Origin of the sequence: Micromonospora sp. WMMA1998 (genome assembly GCF_027497375.1) — a bacterium.
Classification (GTDB): Bacteria; Actinomycetota; Actinomycetes; order Mycobacteriales; family Micromonosporaceae; genus Micromonospora; species Micromonospora sediminicola.
On record NZ_CP114911.1, the window covers coordinates 1,940,509 to 1,961,532 of the forward strand.

18 protein-coding genes and 1 pseudogene are annotated in these 21,024 nt (G+C 73.7%); 3 read left to right on the forward strand and 16 right to left on the reverse strand.

From position 1 onward, the window contains the following. Positions 1–48: 48 nt before the first annotated feature. From O7600_RS08365 to O7600_RS08380, 4 genes are all read right to left on the reverse strand, one after another. Positions 49–1,800: a PucR family transcriptional regulator gene (locus tag O7600_RS08365; protein WP_281593104.1), complete on the reverse strand. Its 1,752-nt coding sequence runs from the start codon at positions 1,798–1,800 to the stop codon at positions 49–51. A gap of 74 nt (positions 1,801–1,874) precedes the next feature. Beyond that, positions 1,875–3,326, reverse strand: coding sequence for an argininosuccinate synthase (gene argG / locus O7600_RS08370; RefSeq protein ID WP_281593106.1), 1,452 nt, complete (start codon positions 3,324–3,326; stop codon positions 1,875–1,877). A 44-nt stretch (positions 3,327–3,370) separates the two neighbouring features. After that, positions 3,371–4,180 carry an RNA methyltransferase gene (locus O7600_RS08375; protein ID WP_281593107.1) on the reverse strand — a complete coding sequence of 270 codons (810 nt, stop codon included), beginning with the start codon at positions 4,178–4,180 and terminating at the stop codon, positions 3,371–3,373. A 30-nt stretch (positions 4,181–4,210) separates the two neighbouring features. Next, positions 4,211–4,771, reverse strand: coding sequence for a dihydrofolate reductase family protein (locus tag O7600_RS08380; RefSeq protein ID WP_348651380.1), 561 nt, complete (start codon positions 4,769–4,771; stop codon positions 4,211–4,213). A 136-nt stretch (positions 4,772–4,907) separates the two neighbouring features. Between O7600_RS08380 and O7600_RS08385 the strand changes: the two are divergent. Beyond that, positions 4,908–5,060, forward strand: a pseudogene (locus O7600_RS08385) (thymidylate kinase); the annotation flags it as partial. A gap of 23 nt (positions 5,061–5,083) precedes the next feature. Here the strand turns inward: O7600_RS08385 and O7600_RS08390 are convergent. The 4 genes from O7600_RS08390 to O7600_RS08405 all read right to left on the reverse strand — a co-directional run bounded on the left by O7600_RS08390 (position 5,084) and on the right by O7600_RS08405 (position 9,908). Next, positions 5,084–7,285: a transglycosylase domain-containing protein gene (locus O7600_RS08390; protein ID WP_281593109.1), complete on the reverse strand. Its 2,202-nt coding sequence runs from the start codon at positions 7,283–7,285 to the stop codon at positions 5,084–5,086. 103 nt (positions 7,286–7,388) lie between these two features. Further along, on the reverse strand, positions 7,389–8,192 hold the full coding sequence (locus O7600_RS08395; protein ID WP_091573481.1) for a hypothetical protein: 804 nt from the start codon (positions 8,190–8,192) through the stop codon (positions 7,389–7,391). Between the two features lie 130 nt (positions 8,193–8,322). After that, a complete protein-coding gene (locus O7600_RS08400) occupies positions 8,323–9,429 on the reverse strand; it encodes an SPFH domain-containing protein (protein ID WP_281593110.1) in 1,107 nt (368 codons plus the stop codon). A 5-nt stretch (positions 9,430–9,434) separates the two neighbouring features. Then, positions 9,435–9,908: an NfeD family protein gene (locus tag O7600_RS08405; protein ID WP_281593111.1), complete on the reverse strand. Its 474-nt coding sequence runs from the start codon at positions 9,906–9,908 to the stop codon at positions 9,435–9,437. A gap of 88 nt (positions 9,909–9,996) precedes the next feature. Here O7600_RS08405 and O7600_RS08410 point away from each other — a divergent pair, with 88 nt between their 5' ends. Beyond that, positions 9,997–11,298, forward strand: a complete 1,302-nt coding sequence (locus O7600_RS08410; RefSeq protein WP_281594097.1) for a serine hydrolase domain-containing protein — start codon at positions 9,997–9,999, stop codon at positions 11,296–11,298. 635 nt (positions 11,299–11,933) lie between these two features. Here the strand turns inward: O7600_RS08410 and O7600_RS08415 are convergent. After that, positions 11,934–12,743 carry a DUF3097 domain-containing protein gene (locus O7600_RS08415; RefSeq protein WP_281593112.1) on the reverse strand — a complete coding sequence of 270 codons (810 nt, stop codon included), beginning with the start codon at positions 12,741–12,743 and terminating at the stop codon, positions 11,934–11,936. Positions 12,744–12,904: 161 nt separating this feature from the next. Between O7600_RS08415 and O7600_RS08420 the strand changes: the two genes are divergently transcribed. Then, entirely contained in the window at positions 12,905–13,699 is a 795-nt protein-coding gene (locus tag O7600_RS08420) for a hypothetical protein (protein WP_091573478.1), read from the forward strand. Positions 13,700–13,708: 9 nt separating this feature from the next. On the opposite strand, the gene O7600_RS08425 is transcribed toward O7600_RS08420, so the two are convergent. The 7 genes from O7600_RS08425 to O7600_RS08455 form a co-directional block, all read right to left on the reverse strand. Further along, positions 13,709–14,488 carry an HAD-IIA family hydrolase gene (locus tag O7600_RS08425; RefSeq protein WP_281593113.1) on the reverse strand — a complete coding sequence of 260 codons (780 nt, stop codon included), beginning with the start codon at positions 14,486–14,488 and terminating at the stop codon, positions 13,709–13,711. Between the two features lie 36 nt (positions 14,489–14,524). Next, positions 14,525–15,556, reverse strand: coding sequence for a ferrochelatase (locus O7600_RS08430; RefSeq protein ID WP_091573476.1), 1,032 nt, complete (start codon positions 15,554–15,556; stop codon positions 14,525–14,527). Positions 15,557–15,690: 134 nt separating this feature from the next. Beyond that, positions 15,691–16,458 carry an enoyl-ACP reductase FabI gene (gene fabI, locus O7600_RS08435; RefSeq protein WP_281593114.1) on the reverse strand — a complete coding sequence of 256 codons (768 nt, stop codon included), beginning with the start codon at positions 16,456–16,458 and terminating at the stop codon, positions 15,691–15,693. 24 nt (positions 16,459–16,482) lie between these two features. Further along, positions 16,483–17,187, reverse strand: coding sequence for a beta-ketoacyl-ACP reductase (locus O7600_RS08440; RefSeq protein ID WP_281593115.1), 705 nt, complete (start codon positions 17,185–17,187; stop codon positions 16,483–16,485). Between the two features lie 584 nt (positions 17,188–17,771). Next, entirely contained in the window at positions 17,772–18,722 is a 951-nt protein-coding gene (locus tag O7600_RS08445) for a VWA domain-containing protein (protein WP_091573473.1), read from the reverse strand. Next, positions 18,719–19,711, reverse strand: coding sequence for a DUF58 domain-containing protein (locus O7600_RS08450; RefSeq protein WP_176559001.1), 993 nt, complete (start codon positions 19,709–19,711; stop codon positions 18,719–18,721). The genes O7600_RS08445 and O7600_RS08450 overlap by 4 nt, the downstream gene beginning before the upstream one ends. Continuing rightward, on the reverse strand, positions 19,690–20,796 hold the full coding sequence (locus O7600_RS08455) for a MoxR family ATPase (RefSeq protein WP_281593116.1): 1,107 nt from the start codon (positions 20,794–20,796) through the stop codon (positions 19,690–19,692). Before O7600_RS08455 ends, O7600_RS08450 begins: the two co-directional genes overlap by 22 nt. Positions 20,797–21,024 lie beyond the last annotated feature (228 nt).

Below are 21,024 nucleotides of genomic sequence, written 5' to 3' on the forward strand. Positions count from 1 at the left end.
GATCGACCGCCGGTCCGCGCGACGGCGGGGGCGGGAGGGCGGGGGGTGTCAGGGGGTGCGGACGGCGTCGAGGGCGAGCAGGGCCACGTGCAGGGAGAGGCACTGCTCGACGGAGTCGAGATCGGCGTCGAGGATGCGGCCGATGCGCGCCAGCCGCTCGTAGAACGCCGGCCGGGACAGGTGCGCCGCCGACGCCGCCGCCGACTTGTTCCGCCCCTGTTCCAGGTACGCCCGCAGCGTGCCGAGCAACTGCTCCCGAGGGTGCTGGCCGTCGTACGCCAGCAGCGGGCCGAGTTCGCGCTCGACGAACGTCTGCAACCGGGGCTCGTCGCGCAGCAGGTGCAGCAGACCGGCCAGCCCGACGTGCGGCAGCCGGAAGCAGGGCAGGTCGCGGGGGTCGCGCCGGGCCGCCTCGGCGATCTGCCGCGCCTCGACCAGTGACCGGCGCGCCTCGCGCAGGCTGCCCACGCCGGACCCGGCCGCGACGACCACCGCCGGGCGGGTCACCGCGTCGACGGGCCGCGCCGCCCCGGACGAACCGCCCCGGGCACCGGGGTCGCCCTGGCGGGTCGGGCGGACCGCGGGCGGGCGGAGCGGGGCGGCGTCGAGGCGTACCCGGCGCAACGCCGCGGCGAACGCGGCGAGTGCCTTCTCCTCGTCGGCCGGGTCGGCCAGCGCCAGCAGCGCGCCCACCGCCTGGTCGTCGACGGCGCTGGTCAGTGCCGTGAGCTTGGCCTCCCGCAGGGCCGCGCCGACCGCCTCGGCCAGGTCGCGCAACCGGGCCGGGCCGGAGTCCTCGGGCAGGTCGGCGGCGTCGCCGGCCGCGTCGTCGGCGCGGTGCCGGACCACAACGCCGACCAGGTGCCGGCGGTCCAGGGTGACGCCGAGCGCCTTGGCGCGCAGGGCGACCTCGTCCACCGGGCGGGAGTGGTCGATGAGCGCGGTCAGCAGGGTGCGGTGGATCTGCCGTTCCAGGCCCTCGGCGTCGCGCCGGATCAGCCGGCCCAGCGCCAGCGTGGAGGCGGCCCGTTCGATCAGGATGGTGAGCCGGGTGGGTGGGGTCGCCTCGGCCGCCGGCCAGCGCAGCAGCAGCCGTCCCCAGTCCTGACCGCGGGCGCCGACGGTGGTCACCAGCCAGCCGCTGTCCGGGTCGTACGCGGTCCGGCCGGCCGGGCGGATCTGCCGGGAGTGCTGCTCCCAGCCGTCCAGCAGCAGTTCCGCGCTCTCCCCCGCCGGGTCGTACGCGAGCACCTGGCGGGACAGGTTCTCCAGCACGACCGGGCAGCCGGCCAGCTCGGCGGCCTGGCGGAGCACCTCGGTCGGTTCGGCGCCCTCCACGGACAGCTCGGTGAACCGCTGGTGGATCTCCTCGGTGGCGCGCAGCTCGGTGAGCTGGGCGTCCACGATCAGCGCGTGCACCGCCTCGGTGATCCGCACGAACGGGGTGGCCCGGCGCAGCTCGACCAGGGGTAGTCCGCGCCGTTCGGCGGCGGCGGCCATCACCCGGGGCACCCCGCTGACGTAGCGGCGGCCCAACTCGACGACCAGCCCGGAGACCCCAACGTCGGCCAGGTCGCCGATGAACGCGCGCAGCCCCGCGTCGTCGGCGGGCAGCCCGATGCCGGTGGTGAGCACCAGTTCCCCGCCGCCGAGCAGGGTGGCGATGTCCGGCACCTCGGCCACGTGCACCCACCGCACCGGGCGGTCCAGTCCGGCGTCCCCGGCGACCAGGCGGGGCGCGCCGTGGCGCACCGGCACCAGGGCGAGCACCTCACGCACGGTAGGGAACACGGGCGACACGCTACCCTGCGTCACCGCCGCTGCCGAAGGCCCGCCCCGCGGAACCGCCCGCCCCTCGACGCACCGCGCCTCGCTCAGTCGACGCCGAACTCCATCGCGGCGCGGTCGAGCGCCGCGTCCTCGGCGGAGGGGACGCCCCGGGAGGCGATGGCCTCCGCCCCGCCCTCGGGCATCGCGCCGATCAGCCCGGTCGAGGCCGCCTGGGCGGCGCCGACCATCCGCTGCGGGGCCGCGCCGCCGACCATGCCGAGGGAGGCGTACTGCTCCAGCTTGGCGCGCGAGTCGGCGATGTCCAGGTTGCGCATGGTGAGCTGGCCGATCCGGTCCGCCGGGCCGAACGCCGAGTCCTCGGTGCGTTCCATGGACAGCTTGTCCGGGTGGTAGCTGAACGCGGGACCGCTCGTGTCCAGGATCGAGTAGTCCTCGCCGCGGCGCAGCCGCAGCGTCACCTCGCCGGTGACGGCGGTGCCGACCCAGCGCTGCAACGACTCGCGCAGCATCAGCGCCTGCGGGTCCAACCAGCGGCCCTCGTACATCAGCCGGCCGAGGCGGCGGCCCTCGGTGTGGTAGTTGGCGAGCGTGTCCTCGTTGTGGATGGCGTTGACCAGCCGCTCGTACGCGGCGTGCAGCAGCGCCATGCCGGGCGCCTCGTAGATGCCCCGGCTCTTGGCCTCGATGATCCGGTTCTCGATCTGGTCGGACATGCCGAGACCGTGCCGGCCGCCGATGGCGTTGGCCTCCAGCACCAGGTCGACCGCGCTGCCGAACTCCTTGCCGTTGATGGTCACCGGGCGGCCCTGGTCGAAGCCGATCGTGACGTCCTCGGTGGGGATCTCCACGGCGGGGTCCCAGAACCGGACCCCCATGATCGGGCTGACCGTCTCGATGCCGGTGTCCAGGTGTTCGAGCGTCTTCGCCTCGTGGGTGGCGCCCCAGATGTTGGCGTCGGTCGAGTAGGCCTTCTCGGTGCTGTCCCGGTAGGGCAGGTCGTGGGCGAGCAGCCACTCGGACATCTCCGTGCGCCCGCCCAGCTCGGTGACGAAGTCGGTGTCGAGCCACGGCTTGTAGATGCGCAGCTGCGGGTTGGCCAGCAGGCCGTAGCGGTAGAACCGCTCGATGTCGTTGCCCTTGAAGGTGGAGCCGTCGCCCCAGATCTGCACGTCGTCGGAGATCATCGCCCGCACCAGCAGGGTGCCGGTCACGGCGCGGCCGAGCGGCGTGGTGTTGAAGTAGGCCCGTCCGCCCGAGCGGATGTGGAAGGCGCCGCAGGTCAGCGCCGCGAGGCCCTCCTCGACCAGGGCGGCGCGGCAGTCGACCAGCCGGGCGACCTCGGCGCCGTAGCTGAGCGCGCGGCCGGGCACCGAGGCGATGTCGGGCTCGTCGTACTGGCCGATGTCGGCGGTGTAGGCGCAGGGCACGGCGCCCTTGTCGCGCATCCACGCGACCGCGACGGAGGTGTCGAGGCCGCCGGAGAAGGCGATGCCGACGCGTTCACCGATGGGCAGGGAGGTGAGAACCTTGGACACAGGAAAGATTATGCGTCAAGGCGCATGGTCATGCAAGCCGAACGTCAGAGCGGGTCGTCGCGACCCAACTCCCAGAACGCCACCGCCGCCGCGGCGGCCACGTTCAATGAGTCCACCCCGCGCCGCATCGGCAGCACCACCCGCACGTCGCTGGCCGACTGGGCCGCCTCGGTCAGGCCCGGCCCCTCGGCCCCCAGCAGCAACGCGGCCCGCTCCCGCTGCGCCGGGGTCAGCCGCTGGATCGGCACCGCGTCCGGCGCCGGCGTCATCGCGAGCACGGTGAAACCCGCCTTCCGCACCTGGTCCAGGCCCGCCGGCCACCGCTCCAGCTTCGCGTACGGCACCGCGAACACCTCGCCCATGCTCACCCGTACGCTGCGCCGGTAGAGCGGGTCGGCGCAGGTCGGCGACAGCAGCACCGCGTCGACGCCGAGCGCCGCCGCCCCCCGGAAGATCGCGCCGAGGTTGGTGTGGTTGTTGACGTCCTCCAGGACCACCACCCGCCCGGCGGCGGCCAGCACCTCGTCGGCCGACGGCAGCGGCCGGCGGTGGAACGAGGCCAGCACGCCCCGGTGCACGTGGAAGCCGGTCGCCCGCTGGAGGACGTCCGGCGTCGCGGCGTACACCGGCGCGTCCCCGGTGTCCAGGTCGGCGAGCTGGTCCACCCGCTTCGCGTCGACCAGGTACGACCGGGCCGGGTAGCCGGCGCGCAACGCCCGCCGCAGCACCAGCTCGCCCTCGGCGATGAACAACCCGTGCGGGGGCTCCCAGCGGGTCCGCAGCTCCACGTCGGTCAGGGCGCGGTAGTCGGCGATCCGGTCGTCGTCGGGGTCGGTGATCTCGTGGACGGGCACCCGACGATTCTGCCCCGGCCCGGACGGCGGTCAGGCGCGGGTGTAGCGCAGCAGCACCGAGCGGCCGTCGAAACCGCGCGTGTCGACCAGCCGCAGGTCCTGCCGGGCCAGGTCGGGCAGCACCTGCCGGCCGCCGCCGAGCAGCACCGGGTGCACCACCACCTGGAACTCGTCGACCAGCCCGCGCGCGGCCAGCGCGGTCGCCGCGCCGGTGCCGCCGGTGAGCAGCAGATCCCCGTCGAGCTGGTCGCGCACCTCGGCCACCTCCGCGGCCAGGTCGCCGCCGCCGACCACCCGGGCGCCGTGGTCGGCCTCGGTGAGCGTGCGGGAGACGACCACCTTCGGGGTACGCCGCCAGATCGGCGCGAACGCCAGGTCGTGCGGGTGGTCGGAGATCGACTCGACCCGCGGCCAGTAGGAGGACATCATCTCCCACACCCGCCGCCCGTAGGCGAACGCGCCGGCCCGCTCGGACAGCTCCTGGGAGTACGCGGACAGCTCCTCCCCCATATCCGGCCAGTCGAACTCGCCGTTCGGCCCCTCGATGAAACCGTCGACCGACTGGTGCACCCAGTAGATGACCTTGCCCATGGTGTGTTCCTCCGCGTACCGGTGCGCCCCGACGGGCGCGCTCATCGGTGGGTCGGAGCCGCCGCGACGGATCCGACACCCCCGCGAAGATTCTTGTCCGGGACCACTAGCCTCCGGGTGCGTGACCCGCCCCGTGATGATCGCGCTGATCGGTGTCGACGGCTCCGGCAAGACGACCCAGGCGAAGGCGCTCGTCGCGCGGCTGCGCGGGCGGGGCGTCCCGGCGCGCTACTTCGAGAACGCCGGCGGTCGGCCCCTGTGGAACCGGCTGGCACGGGCACTCGGCCGCCAGGGGGCCCCGCCTTACACCTACTAGCCGCGGCCCTGGAGCCAGCGGAGCAGGTCCGACGGGAGGTTGTCGCGGTTCTCGTCGCGCGGGGTGGGCCGCTGGGGTTCCTCGCGCGGCTGCGGACGCCGCGGGTCGCCGGCCAGCTCCCGGCTGGGCGCGGTGAAGTCGCGCACCGGCTTCCCGGCGACGGCCGCCTTGATGGTCCGGGCCACCGCGTCGATCACCTTCGCCTGCACGGCGGAGCCGACCAGGTCGGTGGAGTCGTCCGGGTTGGCGGCGATGCCTGCGACGGCGACCTGCGGGGTGAACCCGACGAACGTCTCGGTGGCGTTCCGCTCCGAGCTGCCGGTCTTGCCGGCCACCGGACGGTCCACGATCCGGTCGACGCCGGTCGCGGTGCCGCCGTTGCACTGCCCGTACGCCGACTGCTGGCCCACCGGGCAGCGGGCCGCGTCGGTGGCCGCCCGGGCCACGTCCGGCTCCAGCACCTTCTTGCAGTTCGGCTGCCCGACGTCGACCTTCCCGCCGTCCGGCGCGGTCACCGAGACCACCGGCAGCGGGGAGCAGTACGTGCCCTCGGCGGCCACCGTCGCGTACGCGTTGGCCAGGTCCAGCGGGGTGGTGGCGGCCACGCCGAGCGTGAACGCGCCCCAGTTCTCGGCGTCGTCGCGGGCGAACGCGGCGTCCGAGTCGGCCCGGAAGGTGATGCCGAGACGCTGCGCCATCTCCACCACCTTGTCCTCGCCGACCTGCTCGGCCAGCCAGACGAAGTACGTGTTGACGGAGCGGCCGAAGCCGTCCCACATCATCCGGTAGCCGTCCATCCACTCCGGGTTGGCGTTGGCCGGGCACCATTTACCGTCGCAGTTGCCCTCGTCGCCGGAGGCGTAGCGGGTGGGCAGCTTGCTCGGGGCGTCGAAGCCGGTGGCCAGCGGCTTGCCGGCCTCCAACGCCGCCAGCATGGTGAACAGCTTGAACGTCGAGCCGGCCTGGTAGCCGTCGACGCTGGCGCCACCGGAGATCAGCGGGTTGACCGTGTTCGGGTGGTTGGCCTGCCCGTCCGGGTTGTCGGCCAGGCTGTAGTGCCGGTTGACCGCCATGGCGAGCACCCGGCCGGTGCCCGGCTCGACCGCCGCGATCGGCAGCGCGCGCTTGTCGTCGTACCCGTAGACCTTGGTGGCCTGCTGCTGCGCGGTCTGCTGGACCTTCGGGTCCAGCGTGGTGGTCACCCGGTAGCCGCCGCGGCGCAGCGCCTGCTCCCGCTCCTCCGGGGTGTTGCCGAACGCCGGCTGGGTGAGCCACCACTGGCGCAGGTAGTCACAGAAGAAGCCGTAGTCGTCGCGGCCCTGCGCGGTCGCGGTGCACCCGTTGGGCTGGGGGGTCGGGCGCAGCGTGAGCGGCTCGGCCTTGGCCGCCGCCGCCTGCTGCGCGGTGATCGCGCCGGTCTCGGCCATCGAGTCCAGCACGTACGCCCGGCGGGCCGTCGCCTGGTCCTTGTCGCCGTCGATCGGGCTGTACGCGTCCGGCGACTGGACCAGGCCGGCGAGCAGCGCCGCCTCGCCGAGCGTCAGGTCGGCCGGGGCCTTGCCGAAGTAGCGCTGGGCGGCGGCGGCCACCCCGTACGCGCCGGAGCCGAAGTACGCGATGTTGAGGTAGCGGTTGAGGATCTCGTCCTTGCTCAGCGACTGCTCCAGCGCGTTCGCGTACCGGATCTCCTGGAGCTTGCGCCCGACGGTCTGCTCGGTGGCGGCCTGGCGTTCCTCGGCGGTGCGGGTCGGGTCGGTCTTGAGCACGTTGCGGACGTACTGCATGGTCAGCGTGGAGCCGCCCTGCTCGGTGCCGCCGCCCTTGACGTTGGCGACCAGCGCGCGGGCGATGCCCCGCAGGTCGGCGCCGCCGTGCGAGTAGAACCGCCGGTCCTCGGCCGCGACGATCGCCTGCCGCATCACCGGGGCGATCTCGGCCAGCGGCACGTCGGTGCGGTTCACGTCGTAGAACGTGGTGATCAGGGTCTTGCCGTCATTCGCGTAGAGGTAGGAGCGCTGCGGCTGCACGGGGGTGCGCAGCGCGTCGGGCAGCTCCTCGTACGCCCCGAGGCTCGCCTTGGCGACGAGCCCGCCGAGCAGGCCGGTGGGGAGCGCGGCCAGCGCGAGGACGAGCCCGGCGAGCACGCCGGCGAGCAGCACGGTGAGGAGCCGCGACAGCGGCGACCGGGGAGACGGCATGGGCTCCAGGATTGCCGCGAAAGCCGCCTACCGGCCACTTCGCCAGGCAACTGTCAGTTACCTCACGGCAACCGCTCAGCTTCCGCCGGGCCGGGGAGTCCGGTCATCCTGCGGCAAGCGGGCCGTCCGGTGACGAGGGCGCGGCCGGGGCGGCGGCGACGCTGGCGGTGGCCGCGTCCCGGGCGATCGTCTCCGGGACGAGCCGGCCCGAGCGGTAGCCGATGCCGATGCCGGCGACCAGCACGAAGATCGCCCCGAACGTCTGGAGCGAGCCGATCAGCGCGCCGCCCAGGCCGAGCAACGGTGCGGCGATCATCAGCATGGTGCCGTCGCCGTAGGAGAACATCCCGGAGCGGGCCACCGACCAACCGGTGAGGAACCACCCCACGCTGTAGCAGGTCGCCCCGAACAGCACGATGCCGCGCGCGGTCAGCCCGAACACCGGCGTCTGCTCGGCCAGCCCGGCGAACGGCAGCATCAGCACCATCCCGCCGATGCTGGCCAGCAGCCCGGCCAGGGCGATCCGGCGGCAGCGGGTGGCGGCGAGCAGGCCGGTGAGCGCGAGCAGGGCGAGCAGCCCGAGCCAGACCGACGCCACCCAGCCGACCAGGTAGAGCGGCTGCCCGTCGGCCGGGTAGGGGTCGTTGCCCACCCCGCCGTCGCTGGCCATCGCCACCACGCCGTAGAGGACCGCGTACGCGGGCAGCAGCCAGACCGCCGCGCGGGCGAACCGGCGTACCGACCAGGCCCAACTCGCGTCCGTGGCCGGCGCGCCCCGCCCCGGCTCGGAGACGAACGGCAGGACCCCGAACCCACCCCCGGTCCGCCGGGAGCCGAGCGGTCCACCGGGATCGTGCGCGCCGGGGACCGGGGTCCGGGAGAAGAGCCGGTTCGCCGGTTCCTTCATGCGTCACCTCGCTCGCGCCACGGGCCGCCCGGGACACGCAAACGGCGCTCCGGGCCTGGTCACCATCCGTCCTCTGCACCGATGGTGGCAGGCGCCGGAGCGCCGTATGAGCGATTCTCGGATTTGCCGGTCAGCCCCGCTCGCGCTGGTCCGACGGGTCGTTGAGCAGGCTCGCCGGAGACACCGGCTCCGGGGCCGGCAGGCCCTGCGGAGCTTTGCCGCCGGTGGCCTGCGCCTCCGCGACGCGTACCTCGTCGTGGATCTCCTGGGCCGCGATGGCCGCGGCCTGGGCGGCCTCGGCGGCCTCCCGCTCGACCTCGCCGGCGCTCTTGGCAGCCTCCGGCGACGGCTGGTCGCCGACCATGTTGGCCAGCCCGCCCAGCGCGCCGCCCATGCCCTCCAGGGCCCTGGTTAGCTCGGTCGGGACGATCCAGACCTTGTTGGCGGTGCCGTTGGCGATCTGCGGCAGCGCCTGCAGGTACTGGTAGGCGAGCACCTTCTGGCTCGGGTTGGCGGTGTGGATCGCGTCGAAGACGGTACGGATCGCCTTGGCCTGGCCCTCCGCCTGGAGGATCCGGGCCTGCCGGTCACCGTCGGCGCGCAGCACCGCGGCCTGCTTCTCACCCTCGGCGGTGAGGATCTGCGACTGCTTGTGCCCCTCGGCGTTGAGGATCGCGGCACGGCGGTCCCGCTCGGCGCGCATCTGCTTCTCCATCGAGTCGCGGATGCTCGGCGGCGGCTCGATCGCCTTGATCTCGACCCGGGTGACCTTGATGCCCCAGCGGCCGGTGGTCTCGTCCAGGACGCCGGACAGGTGCCGGTTGATCTCCTCGCGGCTGGTCAGCGCGCGCTCCAGGTCGAGCGAGCCGATCACGTTACGCAGCGTGGTGACGGTGAGCTGCTCGATGGCCTGGAGGAAGTTGGAGATCTCGTAGGTGGCCCGGACCGAGTCGACCACCTTGAAGTAGAGGACCGTGTCGATCGAGACGACCAGGTTGTCCGAGGTGATCACCGGCTGGGGCGGGAAGCTGACCACCTGCTCGCGCATGTCGACCTTGGTACGCACCGCGTCCACGAACGGCACCAGCAGGTTGAGGCCCGGGTTCAGCGTGCGCTTGTACTTGCCGAGCCGCTCCACCACGTCCTGGCGCTGCTGCGGCACGATCCGCACCGCCTTGGCCAGCGTCACCACCACGATGACCGCCACGGCGATCAACAGGATCGCTGCAAACTCCATATGGTTCACCCTCTCGCTTCGGGCAGCTCGCCCGGGGCGGAAATGTCGTCCTGCCAGACCAGGGCGGTCGCGCCCCGGACCTTTATCACCTGCACCCGCTCACCCGGCGCGTAGCGTCGCGTCGCGTCGTACGACCGGGCCGTCCACAGCTCACCGTCGATCTTGACCATCCCGTGGTCGGCGTCCACCGGCTCCAGGACCACAGCGCTCGATCCCTCGATCGCCTCGACGCCGAACGGCTGCTCGCCGGTCTCCAGCGCCGAGCGGGCGTTACGGCGGATCACCGGCCGCGCCACCGCCACCGACAGCGCCGAGACCACGGCGAAGATCACCGCCTGGAGCGCCACCGGCGCGCCCAGCGCCGCAGCGCCGGCGGCGGCGAACGCGCCGACGCCGAACATGATCAGGAAGAGCGTCGTCGTGAAGATCTCGGCGACCGCCAGCACCACACCCAGCACGATCCAGAACACGGCGTCCACGAGACCAATCGTGACACGTCAACGCTCGTGTCATCGAACTGTCATGATCGCTAGGCTCGGTGCGGTGCCCGCCGACGAGGAGGACGAGATGACTCTGCTGCCCGAGACCGCGCGCCGGGTGGACCTGCTGGTCGCCCGGGCCCAGGCCGAGGGGCACGCCCCGTCGCTCGCCCTCGGCGTGGTCCGCGACGGCGGGCTGGCGCACCTGGCGGTCGCCGGTCAGCAGCCTCGCCCGGACGGCGACCTGCAGTACCGGATCGGCTCGATCACCAAGACCATGACCGCCGTGCTGGTGATGCAGCAACGCGACGCCGGGCGGCTGGCGCTGGACGACCCACTCGACACCCACCTGCCCGGCACCCCGGTCGGCGCGCTCACCGTGCGCCAACTGCTCGGGCACGCCAGCGGCCTGCAACGCGAGCCGGACGGCCACTGGTGGGAACGCGCCGAGGGCGCCGACCTGGACACGCTGCTCGCCGGACTGACGCCGGCGAAGATCGCCCACCCGCCGCACCGCGTCTACCACTACTCGAACCTGGCGTACGGGCTGCTCGGCGGCGCGCTGGAGCGGATCACCGGCACGCCCTGGGCCGACCTGGTGCGGGAGCGCCTGCTGGAGCCGCTCGGCATGCGCCGCACCACCTACCACCCGACCGAGCCGTACGCCCCGGGCTACGTCGTGCACCCCTGGCACGACACGCTGCGGGAGGAGCCGCGCACCGACACCGGGGCGATGGCGCCGGCCGGGCAGCTCTGGTCCACCGTCGCGGACCTGGCCCGCTGGGCGACGTTCCTGGCCGAACCGGACCCGGCGCTGCTCGACCCGGCCACCCTGACCGAGATGTGCGCGCCGGTGGCGATCAGTGACCTGGACTCCTGGACCGGCGGGCACGGCCTCGGCGTGGAGCTCTACCGGGTCGGCGACCGGGTGTACGTGGGCCACGGCGGCTCCATGCCCGGCTACGTCGCCGGCCTGACCGTGCACCGGCCCACCGGGACCGCCGTGGTCGACTTCGCCAACTCGTACGGCCTGCGCGGCGGGCACCACGTCTCCGGGCTCGGCCGCGACGTGCTCACCCACGTGCTCGACGCCGAGCCGCCGCTGCCCGCCCCGTGGCGCCCGGCCACGCCGCCCGGCGCCGAGGCGGCCGAGCTGGCCGGTCACTGGTGGTGGATGGGCCTGTCGCACGAGTTCCACGTCGACGCCGCCGGCGACCTGGTGGGCGGTCCGGCGGGGCGGGCGCCGCTGCGTTTCACCCCGGAGGGGCCGGACCGCTGGCGCGGCCACGCCGGCTCCCAGCACGGCGAGCTCCTCACCGTCGTCCGCGACGAGGCCGGGACCCCTGTCGCCCTCGACATCGCCACCTTCGTCCTCACCCGCACCCCCTGACCCACCGACCGTCCCCGCGCCATCCGCCGCGACGCCGCGGACTGCGCCGAGCCGGACCTGCGCCTGCGTCGAGGTGGCGCGTGTTCGCGCCCTCATCGTCGATCTTGGAGTTGTGGCGCCCATTTCGTCCGGATACAGCCGATCTGTCAAACGACCACAACTCCAAGATCGGCGAACATCCCCCTCCGAAGGGCGGTGATCTAGGGGTTTGCGTCGGGTAGGTGTCGAGAGGGCCGCGCGAACCCTTCGATCACCACAGTCGGGGCGAGCGGGCCTCGGGATGGACGGACAGCGGGCGGGGTGGGTGAGGTGGCGACCGTGCCGACTAAGCCACGATCTCGTGATCGTCGGCCACCACTGGCCTTCTCGCGGTGCGGCTCCAGCCCCACCGAGCTGGGCCACGCCCGGCACACGGCACACTGCCGCAGGCCAGGAACGTGATGACGCCACCGACTCGCTCCCGGTCCGTCGACGTCATCAACGTCCGAGCGGCCCGGAGACGCCCTACCGGTCCACTGAGGAGCCGGGACACCGAGCGGCCCACGACCGACCCGGCGGAGGCCGTGACCGGCACCGGGATCAGGCCGGACCACCCGGAGCCGGGCGTGGTCGACCCCGGCCGCCTAGCGCGGCCACTACGGCGAGGTCACGAAGTCGATCAACCGCTCCATGGCGTTGATCAGCGGCGTCTCCACGTCGGCGAAGCTGTCCACCCGGGACAGGATGTGCCGCCACATGTCCGCCGGCTCGGCCACCCCGAGCGCGGCGCAGACGCCCTCCTTCCAGGGCCGACCGGGCGGCACCACCGGCCACGCCGCGATGCCCAGCGCCGCCGGCCGAACCGCCTGCCACACGTCGACGTAGGGGTGCCCGGTCACCAGCACGTACGGCGAGTCGACCCGCGCCACGATCCGACTCTCCTTGGAGCCGGCCACCAGGTGGTCGACCAGCACGCCGAGCCGCCGATCCGGGCCGGGCGCGAACGCGCGCACCTCCGCGGGCAGGTCGTCGATGCCGTCGAGCGGCTCCACCACCACGCCCTCGATCCGCAGGTCGTCGCCCCAGATCCGCTCCACCAGCGCGGCGTCGTGCACGCCCTCCACCCAGATCCGGCTGGCCTTGGCGACCTGCGCCCGCACGCCGTCCAGCGCGATCGAGCCGGACGCGGTGCGCCGCCGGGCCGCCGGCACCGGGGCACGCGTCGGCCGGCGCAGGGTGACCGGGCGGCCGTCGAGCAGGAACGCGGCGGGCAGCAGCGGGAAGTTGCGCCGCCGCCCGTGCCGGTCCTCCAGCACCACGGCGCCGGACTCGAAGCCGACCACCGCGCCGCAGAAACCGGAGTCGGCGTCCTCGACCACCAGGTCGGGTTCGGCGTCGACCTCCGGGATCGTCTTCCGCCGCCGCCAGTCGCCCGCCAGCACGTCCCCGTCGTATCGCCCCGCCATGACGATCACGCTAACCACCGGCCCGGCGTGTCGCTCGCCGACGCGCCGACCGCGACGCCATCGGGCGACACGAAACGGTGCGAAGGGGGTACTTGGGGGCAGGTCACGCCGCCGGAGCGGCAGCCGAGACAGCAGCGGCGGGGAGCACGTACCCTTTCCGCATGTCCTCCCCCGCAACGGGCGCGGCCACGCTGGCTCCGCGCCGGTCGAGCCGGTTCGTCGCCTGGGTACGTGCCTGGCGCGCCGGCCTGGTGCCCTTCGACGAGGTCGCCGACGCCATCGCCGGCGACGAGGAGCATCTGGTCGCGGACGCGCCCGGCACCTGGACCGACGTGTCCCTGCGGGAGGCGCTGCCCAGCCTGGCCCGGCACTCCCCGGACGAGATCCGCCTGGTGCTGCCCGCGCCCGGCGACCCGCGCGGCCTGCCCGGCCCCGGTGACTTCACCGGCGCGGCCCTGCTCGCCGGCGAGGCCGTGGTGGCCAGCGGGCTCGGGCTGGTGCCGGAGGTCCGCACCCACACCTCCGGCTCGGGCATGACCTGGGAGACGGTGCTCTGGCGGGTGCACCCGCTGCCCGCCGACGCGCCGAAGGCGTCGCTCACCTCGCCCGGCGCGGCGGAGGCGGAGGCGGAGCTGGCCGCCGCGCTGGCCGAGACGACAGCGGCGCTGACCCGGCTGGACGTCGCCCAGTGGCGCCCGGAGCTGGCCGGCGCGCTCGCCGCCCTGCGCCGCCCCGACGGCACCACCGACCTTCCCCCGGGTTTCGACCCGCGGGCGCGCCGCCTGTTCGCCCGCGCGGCCGTGTTGGACCGGGTGCTCGCCCTGGCCGGGGAGAGCGCGCCCGGCGGCGCGGTGAACACGTTCGAGGCCCAGCAGCGGGACGCGGCGCTGCGGCCGCTGACCACCGCCTGCCGGCAGGCACTGGTGGCCGCCTGCAACGCCCCGCTGCGGCTGTGACGTCCCGGCTCAGAGCTCGTCGATCAGGTCGGCCACCGAGTCGACGATCCGGGACGGCCGGTAGGGGTAGCGCTCCGCCTCGACCCGGCTGCTGATGCCGGTGAGCACCAGGATCGTCTCCAGCCCGGCCTCCAGGCCGCAGAGGATGTCGGTGTCCATCCGGTCGCCGATCATCGCGGTGGACTCCGAGTGCGCGTCGATCGTGTTCAGCGCCGAGCGCATCATCATCGGGTTCGGCTTGCCGACGAAGTAGGGGTCCACCCCGGTCGCCTTGGAGATCATCGCGGCCACCGAGCCGGCCGCCGGCAGCGCGCCCTCGACCGACGGGCCGGTGGCGTCCGGGTTGGTGCAGATGAACCGGGCGCCGTCGTTGATCAGCCGAATCGCCTTCGTGATCGCCTCGAAGCTGTAGGTGCGGGTCTCCCCCAGCACCACGTAGTCCGGGGCGAAGTCGCTGAGCACGTAGCCCACGGCGTGCAGCGCCGTGGTCAGGCCGGCCTCACCGATCACGTACGCGGTGCCGCCCGGCCGTTGGTCGGCCAGGAACTGCGCGGTGGCCAGCGCGGACGACCAGATCGCCTCCTCCGGCACGTCCAGCCCCATCCGGGCCAGCCGGGCCTGGAGGTCGCGCGGGGTGTAGATGGAGTTGTTCGTCAGCACCAGGAACGGCTTGCCGGAGGCGCGCAGCTTCTGGACGAACTCCGGGGCGCCGGGCACCGGCTGCCCCTCGTGCACCAGCACGCCGTCCATGTCGGTGAGCCAGCTCTGCACCGGCTTGCGGTCATGCATCGTGTCGTCCCCAGGGGTGTCGGTGGTCGGTCGGGCTCAGGGCCGGCGGGCCGCGGGCACGCAGCACAGCGCCGGGCAGGTGTCCCAGGCCGGCAGCTCGCCGAGGCGGCGGCGCAGCCGCTCCCCGTCGGGGGCGGTGCGCTCCGCGACCAGCTCGCGGACCATCGCCACGAAGCGCGGGTCGGTGCCCGGTGTGCCGGCGCGGACGAAGTCCAGGCCGAGCTGCTTGGCCGTCTCCAGCGCCTCGGTGTCCAGGTCCCAGACCACCTCCAGGTGGTCGGAGACGAAGCCGATCGGGCTCACCACCACGCCGGTCACGCCCTGCTCGGCCAGGCTGGTCAGGTGGTCGTTGATGTCCGGCTCCAGCCACGGCACCTGCGGCGGGCCGGACCGGCTCTGCCAGACCAGGTCGTAGGGCAGGTCCGGGGCCGCGGCGGCGTGCACCAGCCGGGCCGTCTCCTCCAACTGGGCGGTGTAGCGGCCGCCGTGCGGGCCGGCGGTGGCGGCCGCCGAGGCCGGGATCGAGTGCGCGGTGAAGACCAGCCGGGTGCTGTCCCGCTTCGCGGGGTCGAGCTGGGCGAGCGCGGCGCGGACCGCGTCGGCGTGCGGCTCGACGAAGCCGGGGTGGTCCCAGAACTGGCGTAGCTTCTCGATCAGCGGGGCGTCCGGGCCGACCGCGGCCCGCGCCGACGCGATGTCCTCCTGGTATTGCCGGCAGGAGGAGTAGCCGCCGTAGGCGCTGGTGACGAACGCCAGCGCCCGGGTGACCCCGTCGTCGCGCATCCGCGCCACCGTGTCGGCGAGCATCGGGTCCCAGTTGCGGTTGCCCCAGTAGACCGGCAGGTCGACGCCGTTGGCGGCGAAGTCCTCCCGGATCGCCGCGAGCAGGTCGCGGCACTGCTGGTTGATCGGGGACACCCCACCGAAGTGCAGGTAGTGCTCGGCCACCTCGGCCAGCCGCTCCGGCGGCACGCCCCGGCCCCGGGTGACGTTCTGCAGGAAGGGGAGCACGTCCTCGGGCCGCTCGGGACCACCGAAGGAGACCAGCACCAACGCGTCGTACGCCATGGCCTCTATTCTTCCCCGCCCGCGGTGACGCTCGTGCGACGCCCCCGGCTCATGGCGGTAACGCCGGAGCGGGCAATGTTAGGAGGGGCCCCTTGTTATGCAGAATGCGTTAACAAGGGGCCCCTCCTTACACCTCAGGCGCCGATGGCGTGGTAGCCGCCGTCGACGTGGACGATCTCGCCGGTGGTGGCCGGGAACCAGTCGGAGAGCAGCGCCAGGCAGGCCCGGGCGGCCGGCTCCTGGTCCGTGAGGTCCCAACCCAGCGGCGCCCGCTCGGACCAGGCGTCCTCGAACTGCTCGAACCCGGGGATCGACTTGGCCGCGATGGTGCGCAGCGGCCCGGCGGCCACCAGGTTGCTGCGGATGCCCTGCTTGCCCAGGTGCAGCGCCAGGTAGCGGGAGGCGGACTCCAGGCCGGCCTTGGCCACGCCCATCCAGTCGTAGACCGGCCACGCCTTGGTCGCGTCGAACGTGAGGCCCACCACCGCGCCGCCGGAGGACATCAACGGCAGCGCCGCCATGGCGAGGGACTTGTAGGAGTAGGTGGAGACCTGGAGCGCGGTCGCCACGTCCGCCCACGGCGCGTCGAGGAAGCCGCCGCCGAGGCAGCTCTGCGGGGCGAACCCGATCGAGTGCACCACCCCGTCCAGGCCGTCGACGTGCTCGCGTACCCGGTCGGTCAGGCCGGCGAGGTGCTCGTCGTTCGTGACGTCCAGCTCGATCACCGGGGCCGGCTCGGGCAGGCGCTTGGCGATCCGCTCCACCAGGGAGAGCCGGCCGTAGCCGGTGAGCACGACCTGGGCGCCGTTCTCCTGGGCGAGCTTCGCCACGGAGAAGGCGATCGAGGCGTCGGTGATGACGCCGGTGACCAGCAGCCGCTTACCGGCCAGGAGTCCGGACATTGCGCAGTTCCTCCGTGCTCTCTCTCAGTGACCCATGCCCAGGCCGCCGTCGACCGGGATGACGGCGCCGGAGATGTAGCCGGCCGCGTCCGAGGCGAGCCAGGTGACCACGGCGGCCACCTCGTCCGGCTCGGCGAACCGGCCGGCCGGGATGGCCTTGCGGTATTCGGTGCGGCGCTCCTCGGGCAGCGCCGCGGTCATGTCGGTGTCGATGAAGCCGGGCGCCACCACGTTCGCGGTGATGTTGCGGCTGCCCAGCTCGCGGGTGATGGAGCGGGCCACGCCCACCAGGCCGGCCTTGCTCGCGGCGTAGTTGACCTGACCGGCGCCGCCGTAGAGGCCGACCACCGAGGAGATGAAGATCATCCGGCCCCACTTGGCCCGGAGCATCTTCGTGGAGGCCCGCTTGGCGACCCGGAACGAGCCGGTCAGGTTGGTCTCCACGACCCGGGTGAACTGCTCGTCGGACATCCGCATGATCAGCGTGTCGTCGGTGATGCCGGCGTTGGCGACCAGCACCTCGACCGGGCCCAGCTCGGCCTCGACGGCGGCGAACGCGGCGTCGACGGAGTCGGCCTCGGTCACGTCGCAGCGCACCCCGAAGAACCCCTCGGGAGCCTCGCCGCTGCGGTAGGTCACCGCCACCCGGTCGCCCTGCTTGGCGAAGGCCTGCGCGATGGCCAGGCCGATCCCCCGGTTTCCGCCGGTCACCAGCACGGTACGGGCCACGGGTCCCCCCTCTGCTCCTGATCTCTCGGTCGGTCGGAGCCTAGGGGTTACCGACAGGTAAGCGCTAACCCGACCAGGTCAGCGGCGCGCGCGGCCGGCGGGCATCCACCGCTCGGCCGGGGCCACCCGGGGCCGGTCGGCCGAGCGCGCGCCCGGCCCGCCCCGGGTGTACGATGATCGCGTCTGCGGGCCGTTCTGCGCCCGCGCTCCGGGCCCCGCCGAACGCAGGAGGTGATCGCTGTGCGAGATAGCGATCCTCCCAGTCGTGGCCGGGCCCACCGTCAGCCCCGCTGAGCCACGGCTCGGTCGACGCGGCTGACCCGCTTCCCGCCCTCCGCACCGCATCCGCTCCCCGGCCCGCGCCGGGGTCGGCCCTGCCGCGCGGCGGAGCACCCGGTCACGACTTCGTGTGCGTCCCTCCCGGTCCACCCTGCGGCCCGCGTCACCGGGCCGACCGTCGCCACGGAGCACAACCATGAGCCGTTACGCCGCCCCGCTGGGCTTCACCCTCGCCGCCGTCTGGGTGGCCGTCCTGTTCGTGCTGGCCGGCGGCGGTCACTGACCGCCGCCGACCCGCGCCCGGCTCAGATCAGCCGGGACGTCCAGAGCAGGCTCAGCCCACCGGCGCACAGCGCCAGGAGCAACGCGATCCCCGCGTACCACTGGGTGATCTCGCGGGGCTCCGTGCGGTAGCCGATCGAGCTGCCCATGTCCTGGTAGACCTGCTTCAGCTCGCTCACCGACGCGGCCTCGTAGAAGAAGCCCTGGGTGGTCTCCGCCAGCTGGGAGAGCGCGCTGCGGTCCACCGGCACCCGCTGGAGCTGGCCACCGATGTCGACCTGGCCCGAGTCGGTGCCGAAGGCGATGGTGGAGACCGGCACGTTGGCCGCCTGCGCCGCCGCGGCCGCCTCCTCCACCGACCGGCCCGACGTGCGGTAGCCGTCGGAGAGCAGCACGATCCGGGCCGGCGGGATGCCGGCGGCGCCGTCGGCCGGCACCGACCGGATCGCCTCCAGGCAGGTGAAGACCGCCTCACCGGTGGCGGTGGCCTCGGCCAGCACCAGCCCGTCGATGGCGGTGGTCACCGCGCCCCGGTCCTTGGTCGGCGGCACCAGCACGTTCGCCGACTTGGCGAACGACACCAGCCCCAGGTTGTAGCTCTCCGGCAGCTCGCCGACGAACTGCTTCGCGGCCTCCTGCGCGGCCTCCAGCCGGTTCGGCGCCACGTCGTCGGCCTGCATGGACAGCGACACGTCGATGGCGAGCATCACGGTGGCCCGTTCCAGCGGCTCCCGGGTGTCGATCGCCGGCCGGGCCAGCCCGGTCGCCAGCACCAGCAGGCAGAGCAGGAACGCGGTGGCCGCGGCGTGCCGCCGCCAGCCGAGCCCCTTGGGCGCCAGCGTGCGCAGCAGGTCCACGTTGGTGAAGCGCAGCGCGTACTGCCGGCGGTGCAGCTGCCGCCAGACGTACGCGGCGGCGAGGGCGAGCACCGGCAGCACGGCCAGCAGCCACCACGGTTGCAGAAATCGGATCATCGGGTCGTCCCTCGGGTACGGGCGTGCCGCTGCGCGGCGACGAAACGCACCATGTCCAGCAGCCAGTCTCGGTCGGTACGCAGGCGCAGGTGGGCCGCGCCGGCGGCGCGCAGCTCGGCGGCGATCGCCCCGCGCTGGGCGGCCGCCGCCTCGGCGTAGCGGCGGCGCAGCCCCGGGTCGGCGGTCTGCACCTCGTGCAGCTCCCCGCTCTCCGGGTCGACGACCGGCAGCACGCCCACGTCGGGCAGTTCCAGTTCACGCGGGTCGACGATCTCGACGGCCAGCACGTCGTGCCGGACCCGCAGCTTGCGCAGCGGGCGACCCCACTGCTGCGGCGGGGACAGGAAGTCGGAGATCACCACCGCGACGCCCCGCCGGCGCGGCGGCCGGTTGAGCATGTCCACCAGCGCGCCGAGGTCGCTGCGGCCGGGCTGGATCTCGGTGCCGGCGACCGCCCGCAGCAGGCCCTGCGCCTCCTTCCGCCCGGCCCGGGCGGGCAGCCGGTGCAGCGAGCCCGGCCCGGCGGGTGGGGAGCCGCCCCGCCACCGGCCGGGCGTCGCCGGCGCCCCGGTGCCGACCACCGCGCCGATCCGGTTGCCGCCGCGCACGGTGAGGTGGGCCAGCGCGGCCACCGCGGCGACCGCCACGTCCCGCTTGAGCCACCGCCCGGTGCCGAAGTCGAGGCTGGCCGACAGGTCGACCGCCAGCCAGGTCTCCAGTTCGCGGTCGGCCACCGTACGCCGCACGTGCGGCATGGTGGTGCGGGCGGTGACCGGCCAGTCCATCCGGCGGACGTCGTCGCCGGGGCGGTATTCCCGGGACTCCCCCGCCTCGCTGCCCGGGCCGGGCAGCAGGCCGGCGTAGTCGCCCTGGAGCAGCCCGTCCAGTTTGCGGGTGACCATGAGCTGCAGCCGGGCCAGCACGGCGCCCGAGCGGTCGCCGGTGGCCGGCAGCCGGGTGGGCGGGGTCACGGCCGCTGCCCGGGCCAACCGTTGTGCGGCACGGTCACCGGTGGCGGCGTGGCCTGCTGGCGGGGCGCGACCGCGGGCAGCGGGATGGTCGACATCACCCGGTGCACGATGTGGTCGGCCGGCACGTCGTCGGCGAGCGCGTCGTAGCTGAGCACCAACCGGTGCCGCAGGATGTCCGGCGCGATGTCCTGCACGTCCTGCGGCAGGGCGTAGTCCCGGCCGCGCAGCAGCGCCAGCGCGCGGGTGGCCCGGACCAGGCCGAGCGAGGCGCGCGGGCTGGCGCCGTACTGGATGAGCTGGGCCACGTCGGGCATGCCGTGCTCGGCCGGGGCGCGGGTGGCGAGCACCAGCCGGACCGCGTAGTCGACCAGCGCGTTGTGCACGAAGACCTGGTCGGCCTTCTGCTGCAGGGCGATCAGGTCCGGGGTGTCGAACACCCGGGTCGGCTCCGGCGGCGCCACGCCCATCCGGTAGACGATCTCGCGCTCCTCGGCGTCGGTCGGGTAACCCACCACGATCTTCATGAGGAAGCGGTCCCGCTGCGCCTCGGGCAGCGGGTAGACGCCCTCCTGCTCGATCGGGTTCTGGGTGGCCATCACCAGGAACGGGTCGGGCACCCGGTGACTCTCGCCGCCGATGGAGACCTGCCGCTCGCTCATCACCTCCAGCAGCGCCGACTGGACCTTGGCCGGCGCCCGGTTGATCTCGTCGGCGAGCAGGAAGTTGACGAAGACCGGGCCCAGCTCGACATCGAACTTCTCGCTGGACTGCCGGTAGATCCGGGTGCCCATGATGTCGGCGGGCACCAGGTCCGGGGTGAACTGCACGCGGGCGAAGGAACCGCCGACCACCCGGGCGAGCGTCTCCACGGCGAGCGTCTTGGCCACCCCGGGCACGCCCTCCAGCAGGCAGTGCCCGCGGGCCAGCAGCGCGACGAACATCCGCTCGACCATCCGGTCCTGGCCGACGATCACCCGTTTGATCTCGAACAGCGCCCGCTCCAGCAGCGTGGCGTCCTGCGCCGGCGTGGTGGTCACCGGCGGCGGCGCGTCCGGCGCCGCCTCGGTCGGGTTCGGCACGTCGGGCGTGGTCGGCTGGGCCACCGGTCCTCCACAGCTGGGTCGTCGTCGTGGCGTGGTGCGCGTTAAGACTGTCATGCCTTGCTGAGAGCCGAGGGCGGGAGAGGCACGATTCCGCCACGCCGTCCCACCGCGCGGAAAACGCTGAACACGGGTGGACAACAAGGGGTCCGGCGTGTGTACGATTCACCCCGTCGCCGGGCGGCTCCCCCCGTGGCCGCCCGGCGCTCAAACTTCCGGCGTGCGGCCCTA